Here is a 13,354-nt window from a genome sequence, read left to right on the forward strand (position 1 = left end):
TTAAAGAATTCTAAATGTGTTTTGATCAAACTTTTTTATAAAAATTCAACATCCAGTCACAAAGAAAGACTCTATTTTGATCAATCTTTTTTCAAAATGGAGTCTTTTTGTGTAACACAGAATGTGGATTTGTAAGAGGTTTTTAATCAAACTTTATAAACAGTATGTTTTTTATCTTAAATCAATTATATCCATAAATTTAAGAAAAATTCTGTTATAAGATGCATCAGTACAAGTTATTAAATTTTCTATCGGATTTATGTCAGTTACAGTCATATATCTAGTAAGCAAATGATCATCTCTATAATAAGTAATCAATTTCTTCTCTTCAGAAAGAAATGAACATAATAACATGTTTTCAATACGTTCTTGTTCGTCTTGGGTTAATGTAGGGCGCTCCACTTTTGTCTGCTTTTTAACAATCTTACGAATACCAGCGAATTGCTCTGGTATAGTAGCAAATGGAGTCTGTTTAACCATTCCTCTTTCTTTTGGCATATTTGTATAGTTCATACTGTATATCTCCCTAATTGCTATTAATAACCGTATCATTATATCAAACTTTAGGTATATTAGGATTGATTATGTGATTGTAAAATAAATATTTAGAGGTTTTTGGCTCCTTATAAAATCAAACCAATTTAACTAAGCATGATTTATATATATAATAGGAGAAATTACTGTGGAGTCCCTTTGTAGGTAAGTGTGTTGTTGCTGGTTCTGTTGATGCAGGATTAGGATTTACTATAGATACAAAAGTAACTGTCAATGGATCATCACAATATAAAATACACAACAGCAAAGAAAAAGCTAAAAGGCAGGAGTCCGGTACAATACCGGACCCGTGCCCAAGAAGCTGCCCAATGAAATAACGTGTCTAACTTTTAGAGTTAAAATTGTCTTTTTTTTTAATGAATTAATTGATCTTCAACAATTGGGCCATTTTCTGGAATAAAGCGATTGCTCAAATCACAGAATTTTGAAATAATTATTATTAAGTTAAATGGCAGGATTTTAGAATATGACCGAAACATATTGTATATAAAAAAATTAACATTAGTTTCTTAATTCTTTTTATTGGGAGGAAGAGTCGGATGGAAATAAAATGGATAGGTGTTAGCGTCCTTACCGGATTCTTTCTACTGGAGCTTGGTGCAATGGCTGCGTTCAGTTACTGGGGTTATCATATCAAGACAGGGGCAGCGGTCAAAATTATACTCGCGGTTGCCACGCCACTAGTCATAGCCACTCTATGGGGGATGTTTCTCTCCCCGAAGGCGTCGCTCCCCATCTTCTCCTTCCCCATACGAACTACGCTTAAGCTGGTTGTGTTCATTGTTGCTTCCGCAGCTTTGTACGCAAGTGGGCAAAGCGCGTTCGCAGTTACTTTTCTGACGGTGTCCCTTCTTATCGTGGCAGCAGTCTTCATCTTGAAGCTTCATAAAGTAAATATGTGAAGTGGATTAGCCTAAAACCGAACTTCAATAATCGGGCGCTTTAATTGAGCAAGGATCACAAAAATCATCAAACTTTATTCAAAAGCTACAACAAAGCATATAAATTTCGTATCTATCCAACGAAGGAACAAAAAATATTAATTGTTAAAACCATTGGGTGCAATCGCTTTGTATTCAATTTCTTATTGAGCGAATGGGTCAGTTTATTTAAAGAAGTAAATCAAATCGCATAGGCTACAAAAAAGAAAGCAAACTAAAATCGTGGGTGCTGATGACGAAAAAACACAACTCCGCTATCTGTATATAGTGTATTTATTATAGTTGGCATCCTTGAAGGAATAACTAAATCAAGCTACAAGGGTGGTGAAAAAATGGCTAAAAATAAGAATAATCAATTGAAGAACAATAAAAATGCTGTACCAAAAGCAGATGTAGAATTTGCGGGAGAAAATGGACTTGAAAAAATCGCATTAAGAGCCCAAAAAAAATCAAAATAAGTAAACAATAGGGGGCAGTAAATCTGTCCCTTTGTTCCTCAAAATTAACATAGTTCTTCAAAAAAATAAGCATCTTTTGTTAGCATAAAACCAATGTATTGCAAAACCTGGAAAGTCCCCTCAGAAGTTCTGAAAGTACTTTCCATTCACATAATTAGTGTTATCGTAAGTCAATGTTATTGTTAGTTTGGATTCGACTTTTGTATAGTTGACGAAATTTGATGAAAGAGATAATTCTCCAAGGTAAGATATATCCCAGTGCTACAGTCATAAATAGTGCTGCTTCTGTTTCTGGACCTAGCCATTTTAAATAATCACGAAGTAAAAAACGGATAATAAGTACGATGAGAAAGGTAATAATAAAGCTCTTGTTTCTTACAGCATAAATATTCTGATCGAATCGGAGTTCATAGTGAGTGGTCCAAATAAGTGGAATTGACAAAAGAAATCCAAAGATAGCTGCACAAATCCATTCCCAGCCAGCGGCATGTGCTTTTGGATTTAAGATGATGTGAATGCAGGGGAGTAACAAAAATAGTATGGGTAAGAGAATGCGGGTTCCGTTTCCTTTAATAGGGCGATACATTGCCAAAGTTCTACGCCATATGACTAACGCAGCAATTATGATCACAATAGAGTAAAACGAAGAAGAATCCATGATTTCACCTCGACACATAGAATATTTCAATTATATGGAAAGTACAGATGGTTGGATAGTGGTATTCATCCTGATTGGGGAAATATAACATTAATTTGTGATATCATATATAGGTATTTGCCATTACATACTATTGCAAGAGGTAAGCAAAGAGGCTTATCCCTTATGTATCAAGGATTACGCCTTTTTTTCTTTTGAAAGATTTATAGAAAAAAATATACTTGTTTTATTAAGTATGCAGTCTCAGAATTGTCCTTATTTCCCATATAAAAATCGCATATTTGCTAGTTAGTTTAATACTTTTTGTAATGGAACAGCTGCAATCTAAAATTATGATTTGAGTACATGCAATATATACAATACCCCTGGCATATAGCTAATAGCATATAGCGCGCTTATAGCTAAACAACAAGTCCACTGCCAAAGTAGGGCTATTTTTTTCTGCCTTTTGTGGTAATATCGGTGTTGCCGTTTCACACATTAGTTTATATTCAAGCTGTGCAGTGATAATAAAGCTGTTTAATTGTAAACGTAAAAGAGCGATATCCTAAAAACTACGATAGACGGTATAATAAAAGCAATATATATAGAAATACGTTTGCTTTCGAAAGGGAGTACATATAGGAAAATAAAAAAGGGCAAAAAACACTTGGTTATGCTTTTGAACAAGCTACAAAGCATAGGAAATACCCGAAATTAATAAGGATAATTTATAGGAGGTACTTTAAAATGTTTATCGTAAATGTTGAAGGTGCTATAAGGAAAAATGATAAATGGCTTATTATTGAAAGAAGCAAAAAAGAGGAACATGCTGGTGGTTGGCTTTCTCTTGTGGGAGGTAAGGTAGATATAGAAGGGAATTCATCAGACATATTAGAGAGAACAGTAAAGCGAGAAATATTAGAAGAAGTCGGTGTGAGCGTAAAAGACAGGCTAAATTATGTACATAGTACGTCATTCGTAACCGATACAGGTGAAAATGTTGTGGATATTGTTTTTCTTTGCGAATATGAATCGGGGGAGGCATTTTCTAAAAGTCCCGATGAGGTTGAAGAGGTATTATGGTTAACTACTGATGAAATATTAAATCACCCCAATTCGCCAATTTATTTAAAAGAAAGCATTAATCATGCGGAAGCGTTGATTCGTATTCATTCTTCATAACGCTTTAAATTTATAATAGAAGTAAAGTTGTTATACATAAATGGGAGAAACCTTGGAATTTATCTTGTTCAATTATCGGGCGCTATTCTTTTATAGAGAAAGCGTCTTTTTCTTGTATTTCAAGTGTTCTCATGGTTAAGTAATTTTTTGTATTCTACGATTGTTGAATAACTAGCGTATAAAAGAGACGGTTCTGGTGCAAAGATAAAATGAAAACCAGTAAAACGCATATATTCCTAACAGAATTGTATTTTATGCTACAAGTTCAAACAATTGATGGATGAATTCTTTCTGGTTTTGGACAGACTGGTCCCGTAAATCAATCTGTTCTTTTTTAATCATATGCATAGCCTCTACTCCAGAAAGAATGGATGTAGCTGTGTCAAAGCATTTGAACCCTAGCATAGAACGGATTCGTTTCTTTATAAAGCGATGATCTTGTTCTACTATGTTATTCAAGTACTTTTGTTGTCTAAGCCACATACCGTTAGGTATGCTTTTTTCTTTTTTCAACTGTTCAATTGCTATAGGATAAGCTGGATTCTTGTCGACCGTTATAACACGAGGCTTTGAAACATGAAAAGACCGCAAAGCTTTCTTGAAAAAGCGCTTTGCAGCCTTCTGATCTCTTGTTTTGCTTAGGAAAAAATCGATTGTGCTTCCTTTCGAATCAACAGCACGATACAGATACATCCATTGACCTTTTACTTTGATATATGTTTCATCGACTCTCCAAGAGTCATTTGTTTGTTTGAGGTAACGTCGGATCCGTTTATCCAATTCAGGACCATACTGATGAACACAACGCATAATCGTTGTATGAGAAATGGATAAACTCCGTTCCTCCATCATTTCCACTAAATCACGAAAACTAAGATTGTACCGTAGGTACCATCTTACCGTTAATAAGATAATATCAGGCTGATAGTGTTTCTATTTGAACAAATTATTCTTTTCCATACCAATCACACACCTTTTTAGAGTAATAGTATCAGTATGTCCAAGTTTTATAGATTTTTTGCACCAGAACCATTTTTTCTAACATCAGGGTAACTCTCTTTTAACTAATCGAATTTCTATATCTATAATGTACGTTTTAATTTATGTTAATAACAATTAGTAAAATTTGATTAAAAAAATTGCGGATTTTTAATAGTTTTTTCTTTAGTGTTTTACATGTTTGGGTATTTGAGAAAATTTTTACAACATATAAAGTCTTGTAAGTAATCATCGTTTTTAGACAGAGGGCTTTTATCTCAAAAGTTTGAAGGTATAAAAGATGCATTTTTTTAAGCGTGATTATTATTAAATTGGTATAATATAGAAATGTAAGAGGGGGAAAGGGAAAGCCAATAGTATAAAATAATTGTTAAATATTTCAGTTGCATTGAAACAAGCATTGATAAATAAAGTAATTAGTTACAGTTGTATTGTATTAAACTTGTTTTTCATATTTGGATTGATATGTATAGGGGAATATACAATATTATTTCCCTGTTTAAAATCAAATAATGTATCTATTGTGGTAATTCATACATATAATATTACTCAAAAATAATTCAATTAAGTTATTAGAAGAAGGGATTGGAAATATGAATATTGGTGAACGTATTCGACAAATTCGTATACATAAAGAATTTACGCAAGGGGAATTAGTATCAGGAATATGCTCTATAACGTATTTAAGCAGAATTGAAAATGGACAAATCAAACCTTCAGCTTCCTTTTTAGAAAAGGTTGCTGAAAAGTTAGATGTTGATTACAAATTTCTTGTAGATGCAGATTATGAGGATATAGAACCTATGCTCCTTGGAATATGTAATAAGTATAAAAATGATAAAATTATAAGTGAAAAAGACTTATCTTCTTTAGAACTGTATGTTCGTGATATAGACTCTATTCTTTTATTATTAAAGGCTTATGGTGTTTTAATATACTATCATTCCCGAAATAATAATTTTTCACATGTAGAACCAATTGTAAATCAGGCTACGCAAGTCATTCCAAATCAAATAGATTCTCAATATAACGAAGATTTAATATATTATTTAATGGCTCGGGGCCATTATTTTTATAGGAAACAAGACTATATGGCTGCACATGAAATTTATGTAAAGGTAGAGAGTTTACTTGGTCTAGAAGAAACCATACAACACGCTAATATATATTATAATCTGTGTCATGTAAATAAAGAGCTGTATAAAGATAAAAGTATTAGTCGTTTGTATGCACGGAAAGCTTACAAAATATTTTTGAAATTCAATATAAAGAATAGAGTAATAGATACTTTGTTAATGCTTACGATACTGTATGATTTAGATGCATTATATGACAAAGCCCTTGAATGCTTACAGCAAGCAGAAAGCGGATTGGAAGATAATAATAATTCCATGTATTCACCTATAATCTCGTATAATTACGGGAAAATTTATCAAGGTTTAAAAGACTATACTAATGCTATTAAGTACTATGAAGAATGTTTGCAATTAAGTGAGTTTCTCCAACAAAAACATCAAAAGGTATACACATTACGAAGCTTAATAGAGATTCATATAGAATTTAAGGATTGGAAAACTGTTAATAAATTTATGGATGAAGCATTTGATTTTTTATCAATTTTTGATGTACCTTACGCCCAGGTTCAATTATATGGATTGAAGGGGAAGATATCTAAATTAAGAGGAGATGATTATGGATATGAAAAACATATGCAAAAAGCAATTGAAATGGGTTTAGAAAAGAAACAATATCCTTTAGTAAGTGAACTGGCTCATGAACTCGGGGACTATTTTTTTGATAATCGTGCTTATAAAATGTCGGCAAAATATCTGAAAATATCAATTGAAAATTCGACGAATTAAAACAAACTAAAAATACATATATAGAGGGAGATTAATCAAGGATCTTGGTAATGCTATCCGCAACATCCCCTCTATGTGATTCTACAGTAATAGTAGGTATTGGATTAATATGATTTAACATAAGGCAAATCACAAATACAATTGGTTAAATAGGTAACTTGTTTTTATAAAAAAATGAATTATAAATCAAAAATTTTTACTAATTCCGTTTAACAAAGGACATCCATTAGTATTTAAATTAACAAAGCAACTACTACTGGAGGTTGGAATTATGAAAATCAAAAAAAATTATGTCATTCTTACTACAGCTATTATGTTATCCGGCATTTCCTTATCTGAAAATATAACTAGTACAGATACTACACAAAATGTAGCTGCACAAACTAGTATAGAAGAAATCCCAACTTTCTACGCTGATATTACTCCAGGTGCTGATTAATTAATCCCCCCATATTCAAGATTTCCTTCAAATACATACCCTTATTAAATGATCCATAGATAAAAAACAGGCGGAAAGTAAGTTCCACCTGTTTTTTTATTATATTAACTTTGCTTTAAACGGAACTAAGTAGTTAATTTTATTTTCAACGATAGCAATATTTTTATTTGTACAAGGTTAATTTCTATAGAAACTTCCCGGAATTACAAAACATGTAAAATAATATAGAAAAAAACAACAATAATTTTAAATATTTTTAACTGAATTTTACTAATTGTTATTAACATAAATTAACACGTATATTTTAGGTACAGAAAGTTAGACAGCAAGGAGGTAGTTAATCTGATGCTAGAGACAAAAAATTCTATAGATATGATAAACAATATAAATTATCATTTGGATCTTGGTAGGGAAAATAATCAACGTTTACAAGACTTTTCGAATGAACAAGACGTATTGCCATATCATGTTTACAAACAACTATTGAATAAACAAGCATCCCAAAAAGAATCGATTAGTCTAGCTCAACCATTTATTCATATTGATACCTTAGCACAAATTCTATATGAAGCATTTCACAATCAAACATTTACAGCTTTGGAACCTATTCTATTTGTGTTCCAACCGAATATTGTAACTGGTCTATCTACCCCAGGTGCTTATGCAATAGATTTTCATAATGATCATTTTATTCATTTAAGAGCCATCAATATTCAAGAATTTAAAGCAGGAATAGGTGAAAAAAAAGGGCCTATAGCTATTGGATATATGATAAACCAAAGTAAAAGCATTCATCATTCAAAAGAATTTATGTATCCAAAGTTACAGGACCAAACTACAGAGTGTATGTTAGCCTTACAAAAGCAATTGCACATACATGGAGAGTTAGAAGAGCAAATTCAGCTATCATTTGATTTCAAGAAAATAATGATACCTTTAATAGTCTTACAATGGATTAAACAGACAGCATTATATTAAAGGAATAAAAAAGGTTGGTGATGCTGGAGATAGAAAGCAACATAAATTACCTTCTATAACATCTAAACCTGTCACCAATCTTTGTTAATGAAATTTGAAGTATTCTAATATTCTTTTTCTGAATATTCAAAAAGGTTGTTGCTATGTCAAAAAATGAAAAATTAAACAAATTACGAAATCAAGAGTTTGATACAAAAGAATTAATTGAATCAGTAGATGAAAATGAATTTAAAAAAATAGCGGGTGCTGGGGATGTAAATCCAGAAACAACACCAGCGACACCAATACTTACAAATCCTGATTTTTTACAAAAAGGATATGACCGAGATATTTATTTCCACACTCTGGCATTGGAACCAGAGAACAAACCAAAAGAAATTATTAAATTCGAAAAAACTGATTTACTCAATGATGATATTCCATATTTTTATACAACGGTGAGTAGTAATCATTTATATCATAGAGAGAAAATTTGTATTCAAAACTATTTTGAGTCATCTCCTTTAGAAGCTGTAATACAGAAGATCGATGACCTTAATATTGTAGATTGCTCACAGCAAATTCGAATTATGCGAATGAGCTTTTTAGCAAATTCAGCTACATTTGGTGCAAATGAACAAGCTATTGATCCATATCGCAAGGTCCAAATTCATGCTAATAAATCTAAGGAATTTTTAATTGAGGCACGTCATATAGGGGATTATTTAATTGCTAATGCTATAGAAGGGAATAATCAATCTGATCTTTGTTGGATTAGTACCGTAATATCTGCCTCTAATGAATATAAATGGGATATTTATCCTGTAGATTTAGATTTATATAATGGCTTAAGCGGTATTTCCCTATTCTTTAGTTATTTATATCATTTGACGGGAAGAAATGATTATAAACTAACGGCTGAGAAGTCTATTTATCCTGTAATTAATTCACTCCAAAGATTACCTGAGCAAAGAATGTTTAATATTGGTACTTTTAGTGGCGTTAGTGGTTCAATTTATGCTTTAAATCATATTAATCAATTATCACATACTAAACAATATGAACAACTCATACTCGATTCTATGAAAATGGTTGTTAGTAAATTATCGCAAGATAAAGTATTTGATATTATTGATGGAACTGCGGGGGTAATTGGGGTACTAATAGCTCTTTATAAAGATAGTGGTAATAAGGAATATTTAAAGCTTCTCAAACAAGCGAGTGAATACTTAATAAATGCTGCATATCATCATCCTGGAAAAGAGGGTCATGTCTCTTGGAAACAAAGAGACGATATTTCATGGATTGGATATTCTCATGGAACGGCAGGTATTATTACTGCTTTGGTGGCAGCCAATCAATATATAAACAATCCCAATATTTTAGAACTAGCAGATAAAGTTTTATCCTATGAAAATAGTTTCTATGATCCAAAGCATAAAAATTGGAAACTTCCTTCTAAGGATAATCATTCTGTTGCTTGGTGTCATGGTGCACCAGGAATCTTATTAAGTAGGCTAATGTTAAAAGAAAGTAATTATGAAAATAGTATACTCGATCAAAATATATATGCGGCTCTAGATACAACTATTGATAAATCGTTTGGTCATAATCGTTCACTATGTCATGGGGATTTTGGAAATTTAGATATTCTTTTGTATGCAGCAAAAGTGTTACAAGATAAAACATCTTACGAACGAGCAAATTCTATTGGTATACAACTTTTAGAGTATTCTAAAACGCATAATTGGAAAAAAGGGGTCAGTACGGGAACTGAATCGTTTGGTTTAATGACAGGCCTTAGTGGGATTGGAGTAGGTCTTTTACAACAATCTGACTATAATTCAATTCCTTCTATTTTAAGGTTAGAAGAGGCTAAATTATAAAAGGAGACGGCTACATGAAAAAGTTAAAAATCCTTACGACTATACTTTCCGTATTCTCGTTAAGTTTAGTTACACAACCGGTAAAGGCAGAAGAAATAGAGCAAAAGGATAATTATAAATTTATCCTTTTGGATAACGAAATTCAACCTAATAACAAAGAAAATATTATACACTTTTTGAAAGAGAACAATGCAATTGAAATTAAGTATACTCCAGAAATCCAAATGATCTCATACAAAGAAACTAATAGTAATATTCAATCCAATTTAGATAGTAAAATACGTACTAAATTTAAAACATCTATAGAAGATGTTGCTAATAGTGCTAAATTAACTTTACAAGATCCAAAGATTTCAAATCCAAATGAGCGGTTTGCCAATAATAAGTTGAACTATAGTTTGTCATCGAAACGAACGTTGAATTCTATTACTATTAATGAACCTGTTACGAATGCTTCGCCACCTTGGCAAATTGCCAAGGTAACTGATAATTATCAATCTCATAAGATAACTTTAGGACAAAAAAATGTAAACATCGCTCTAGTTGATAGTGGTGTAGATTACAACCACCCTGAACTTAAAGATAGCATTAAGTATTCAGAGGGGAAATCTTATGTTCCTAGCGCGCCTGAGCTGTTAGATCAAAATGGCCATGGTACTCAAGTTGCAGGGATTATTGCAGCTCATGATAAATTAAAAGGAATTGTTCCTAATATAACTATTACCCCATATAAAGTTATTGGAAAAAAAGATGGTGAGTCAGTCTGGACTATACAGGCTATTATTGATGCAGCAAATAACGGAGCAGATGTAATAAATTTAAGTTTAGGAACATATAAAGCTACAAATTTAGAAGACGAGAACGCAATTATAAAAGCATATGAAAGAGCCATTCAATATGCAAAAGAAAAAAATTCTATTGTAGTTGCTTCAGCAGGAAATGAAGGAGTTAATTTGGATAAACCATTTGAAAAAACAGATGAAAAGAACGGTGTATTATATAAAATTCATGTACCTGGTGGATTAAGTAATGTATTAACGGTATCAGGAACAGACAAAAATGATGAAATTGTAAATAACTCTAACTTTGGTCAGGAAGTAGATTTTAGTGCGCCAAGTGGTTCTTATGGAACGATTATCAATAATCAATTCAAATTTGATCCATCCTATTTAATTGGCACTACATATCCAACGTATTTAGAACCTACTATGTTGGATGCTCAATTAAATACACCTAAAGGCTACACACTTAACCTAGGGACTAGCCTATCTGTACCTGCAGTATCTGGGACATTAGGAGCTATTATTTCAAGATATTATGAGCTTCATTCTACAAAACCATCAGCAGATTTAACTATCAATTATTTAAAAGATGGTGCTACTGATTTAGCTGCAACTGGTAAAGATGATCAGTATGGATATGGATTAGTTAATAGTTATAAGAGTACAAGCTGTGTTAAATAATTTTGTTCTTAGTAAACCCATTTCAATGATATTTTGTAAGTTTCACTCACTATTATTTTACAATATGATAATAGTGAGTGAATTACTACTATATTAATAAAAGTAAGCTTCGATTAGAGCGTGTAATGGGACGGCAATTAAATATTAAAAATGATATGTAGATCATAGGAACTTGGTATTAACTTTTTCTTTATGTTCTATTTGGTTGTTTTATCAAAGGGAAACAAATAATCGATATTAAGTGAAAATAAGGATAAAATTCAATCGTGTAATTGATTCAAAATTCTAACGTTAGGTGGTTGATATTATGAATAATCAAGTTTTAAACATTAAAGGTCTGCATAAAAAATATAAAGATAAACATGTTTTAAAAGGAATTGATTTAACTATTAAAAAGGGCGAAATATTTGGATTATTAGGTACGAATGGAGCGGGTAAATCTACTTTTTTTAAAATCATATTAGGATTAATAGAAGCAGACGAGGGAACTGTAGAAGTATTAGGAAAGGATATCAAAAAAAATAGAATTGAAATCTTATCTAAAACAGGTTCATTAATTGAAGCTCCGACCTTTTATGATCAGTTATCGGGGTACGAAAATTTATTAATTGCTTCTAAATTGAAGAATGTTAATGATAAAGAACATATAAAGGAACTTTTGAATTTATTTAAACTATATGAAGACCGAAACCGTGCCTTTAAAAAATATTCCCTTGGTATGAAACAGCGTTTAGGATTAGCTGCTGCTTTCATAAATAACCCTGAATTATTAATATTAGATGAGCCTACTAATGGCTTAGATCCACAGGGAGTTTATGAAGTGAAAGAATTAATAAAAAAAGCTCCAAAAATGTTTAATTCTACTATAATCCTTTCAAGTCATATTTTAAGTGAAGTGGAACAAATGGCTGATCATATCGGGATCATTCATCATGGAGAAATAAAGTACCAAGGTTTATTATCTTCCCTACAAAATAAACAATCATTAAATATTGTTGAAGTTAGTGTTAATAATATAGCTCTTACTGATAAATTACTTAAACAATCCAATTATACATTCAATGTAAATAATAATATCTTCAGTATTGAATATTATGATGAAAAAACATTGAATGATATTCAACAACTATTAGTAACGAATCAGATTTTTATTCAATCTTTCCAAACTAAAAAGCAGAATTTAGAGGAAGCATATTTAGATATTGTTGAACAAGGTGCTGTAAGTGTATGAGAAATGTATTAGCCACTGAGTATATAAAATATAGAAAAAGTCATTTTTGGTTTTTGGTTATCTTAGGACCTATTATACTTGCATTAGGTGAATTTGTTGGATTAAATTACTATAGTAATTCTCATACTATTAAATTAGAAACTATATTCGGTATAAATTTGCAACTTTTAAAATACATCTTAAACTTTTTTATTGTGTTTATTATAGCTAGTGTAAACAATGTCGAATATAAAAATTCTACGTGGAAAAGAACATTTACGTATCCAGTACAGAAATTTAGTGTGTATGTAAATAAATTCCTTGTTGTTATGGTTGCTCTTATTATTACAACCGTAATACATATGATTTGTACAGTATTGTTACTTCCATGTTTAGGTATTTCTTTAGATATGATTTCAATGCAGCATGTGTTTGTTTTTACATTATATCCATTTCTTATTAGCATTCCATTTTGCGCTTTGGCGTTCATTATATCCATTAACTTATCGAATCAATCAGTAATCGTTGCACTAGCTCTAGCTTCGTATCTTTTCGGCGATATATTAAGCTCAACTAAGCTTTGGTGGTTTCCTATTTCATATCAAATCTTATATTTTCCAATCAATTATGTGAATAATCTAGATGTTTTTAATACATTATGGTCATACGATAAATGGTACATGCTAGCAGGAATTCCTATTACTATTCTTATTTTAGGAATTGGATACATCTTATTTATTAAAATGGATAATAAAAACTAAC

At 31.1% G+C, this 13,354-nt stretch carries 12 protein-coding genes and 2 pseudogenes; 11 read left to right on the forward strand and 3 right to left on the reverse strand.

Features of this window, described 5'->3' with window-relative positions:
• Window positions 1–171: 171 nt before the first annotated feature.
• A complete protein-coding gene (locus NSQ47_RS25890; protein WP_078182007.1) occupies window positions 172–513 on the reverse strand; it encodes a YolD-like family protein in 342 nt (113 codons plus the stop codon).
• A gap of 581 nt (window positions 514–1,094) precedes the next feature.
• Here NSQ47_RS25890 and NSQ47_RS25895 point away from each other — a divergent pair.
• The 3 genes and pseudogenes from NSQ47_RS25895 (at window position 1,095) to NSQ47_RS25905 (ending at window position 1,954) form a co-directional block, all read left to right on the forward strand.
• Entirely contained in the window at window positions 1,095–1,457 is a 363-nt protein-coding gene (locus tag NSQ47_RS25895) for a YrdB family protein (protein WP_002144369.1), read from the forward strand.
• 44 nt (window positions 1,458–1,501) lie between these two features.
• Window positions 1,502–1,681, forward strand: a pseudogene (locus NSQ47_RS25900) (helix-turn-helix domain-containing protein); the annotation flags it as partial.
• Between the two features lie 147 nt (window positions 1,682–1,828).
• Window positions 1,829–1,954, forward strand: a complete 126-nt coding sequence (locus NSQ47_RS25905; RefSeq protein ID WP_001107285.1) for a hypothetical protein — start codon at window positions 1,829–1,831, stop codon at window positions 1,952–1,954.
• Window positions 1,955–2,114: 160 nt separating this feature from the next.
• Here NSQ47_RS25905 and NSQ47_RS25910 read toward each other — a convergent pair whose 3' ends face one another.
• The gene (locus NSQ47_RS25910) at window positions 2,115–2,612 is read right to left on the reverse strand and encodes a CcdC protein domain-containing protein (protein ID WP_215582835.1); all 498 of its coding nucleotides are present in this window, start codon (window positions 2,610–2,612) and stop codon (window positions 2,115–2,117) included.
• A 729-nt stretch (window positions 2,613–3,341) separates the two neighbouring features.
• On the opposite strand from NSQ47_RS25910, the gene NSQ47_RS25915 reads away from it, so the two are divergent.
• On the forward strand, window positions 3,342–3,776 hold the full coding sequence (locus tag NSQ47_RS25915; RefSeq protein ID WP_335469212.1) for an NUDIX hydrolase: 435 nt from the start codon (window positions 3,342–3,344) through the stop codon (window positions 3,774–3,776).
• Window positions 3,777–4,028: 252 nt separating this feature from the next.
• On the opposite strand, the pseudogene NSQ47_RS25920 reads toward NSQ47_RS25915, so the two are convergent.
• Window positions 4,029–4,736 (reverse strand): annotated as a pseudogene (locus NSQ47_RS25920) (IS6 family transposase).
• A gap of 632 nt (window positions 4,737–5,368) precedes the next feature.
• Between NSQ47_RS25920 and NSQ47_RS25925 the strand changes: the two are divergent.
• The 7 genes from NSQ47_RS25925 (at window position 5,369) to NSQ47_RS25955 (ending at window position 13,353) form a co-directional block, all read left to right on the forward strand.
• Window positions 5,369–6,637 carry a helix-turn-helix domain-containing protein gene (locus NSQ47_RS25925; RefSeq protein WP_341038518.1) on the forward strand — a complete coding sequence of 423 codons (1,269 nt, stop codon included), beginning with the start codon at window positions 5,369–5,371 and terminating at the stop codon, window positions 6,635–6,637.
• Window positions 6,638–6,908: 271 nt separating this feature from the next.
• Window positions 6,909–7,076, forward strand: a complete 168-nt coding sequence (locus NSQ47_RS25930) for a hypothetical protein (RefSeq protein WP_341038519.1) — start codon at window positions 6,909–6,911, stop codon at window positions 7,074–7,076.
• Window positions 7,077–7,421: 345 nt separating this feature from the next.
• Entirely contained in the window at window positions 7,422–8,054 is a 633-nt protein-coding gene (locus NSQ47_RS25935; protein WP_341038520.1) for a hypothetical protein, read from the forward strand.
• Window positions 8,055–8,197: 143 nt separating this feature from the next.
• Window positions 8,198–9,919, forward strand: a complete 1,722-nt coding sequence (gene lanM / locus NSQ47_RS25940; protein ID WP_341038522.1) for a type 2 lanthipeptide synthetase LanM — start codon at window positions 8,198–8,200, stop codon at window positions 9,917–9,919.
• 14 nt (window positions 9,920–9,933) lie between these two features.
• Window positions 9,934–11,382: a S8 family serine peptidase gene (locus NSQ47_RS25945; RefSeq protein ID WP_341038524.1), complete on the forward strand. Its 1,449-nt coding sequence runs from the start codon at window positions 9,934–9,936 to the stop codon at window positions 11,380–11,382.
• A 307-nt stretch (window positions 11,383–11,689) separates the two neighbouring features.
• Window positions 11,690–12,613, forward strand: coding sequence for an ABC transporter ATP-binding protein (locus NSQ47_RS25950; protein ID WP_341038526.1), 924 nt, complete (start codon window positions 11,690–11,692; stop codon window positions 12,611–12,613).
• Window positions 12,610–13,353 (forward strand): ABC transporter permease, encoded by a 744-nt coding sequence (locus tag NSQ47_RS25955; protein ID WP_341038528.1) that lies wholly within the window; start codon window positions 12,610–12,612, stop codon window positions 13,351–13,353. Before NSQ47_RS25950 ends, NSQ47_RS25955 begins: the two co-directional genes overlap by 4 nt.
• Window position 13,354: the final 1 nt, after the last annotated feature.

This window comes from Bacillus sp. FSL R10-2780 (genome assembly GCF_038006125.1).
In the GTDB taxonomy this organism is placed as follows: domain Bacteria; phylum Bacillota; class Bacilli; order Bacillales; family Bacillaceae_G; genus Bacillus_A; species Bacillus_A cereus_U.

What these genes read in the sequence shown, in the direction of transcription:
- NSQ47_RS25950 (WP_341038526.1), top strand. Translation starts at nt 11,690, where the DNA reads ATGAATAATCAAGTTTTAAACATTAAAGGTCTGCATAAAAAATATAAA.
- NSQ47_RS25910 (WP_215582835.1), bottom strand. Translation starts at nt 2,612, where the DNA reads ATGGATTCTTCTTCGTTTTACTCTATTGTGATCATAATTGCTGCGTTA.
- NSQ47_RS25905 (WP_001107285.1), top strand. Translation starts at nt 1,829, where the DNA reads ATGGCTAAAAATAAGAATAATCAATTGAAGAACAATAAAAATGCTGTA.
- NSQ47_RS25945 (WP_341038524.1), top strand. Translation starts at nt 9,934, where the DNA reads ATGAAAAAGTTAAAAATCCTTACGACTATACTTTCCGTATTCTCGTTA.
- lanM (WP_341038522.1), top strand. Translation starts at nt 8,198, where the DNA reads ATGTCAAAAAATGAAAAATTAAACAAATTACGAAATCAAGAGTTTGAT.
- NSQ47_RS25925 (WP_341038518.1), top strand. Translation starts at nt 5,369, where the DNA reads ATGAATATTGGTGAACGTATTCGACAAATTCGTATACATAAAGAATTT.
- NSQ47_RS25930 (WP_341038519.1), top strand. Translation starts at nt 6,909, where the DNA reads ATGAAAATCAAAAAAAATTATGTCATTCTTACTACAGCTATTATGTTA.
- NSQ47_RS25890 (WP_078182007.1), bottom strand. Translation starts at nt 513, where the DNA reads ATGAACTATACAAATATGCCAAAAGAAAGAGGAATGGTTAAACAGACT.
- NSQ47_RS25895 (WP_002144369.1), top strand. Translation starts at nt 1,095, where the DNA reads ATGGAAATAAAATGGATAGGTGTTAGCGTCCTTACCGGATTCTTTCTA.
- NSQ47_RS25935 (WP_341038520.1), top strand. Translation starts at nt 7,422, where the DNA reads ATGCTAGAGACAAAAAATTCTATAGATATGATAAACAATATAAATTAT.
- NSQ47_RS25915 (WP_335469212.1), top strand. Translation starts at nt 3,342, where the DNA reads ATGTTTATCGTAAATGTTGAAGGTGCTATAAGGAAAAATGATAAATGG.
- NSQ47_RS25955 (WP_341038528.1), top strand. Translation starts at nt 12,610, where the DNA reads ATGAGAAATGTATTAGCCACTGAGTATATAAAATATAGAAAAAGTCAT.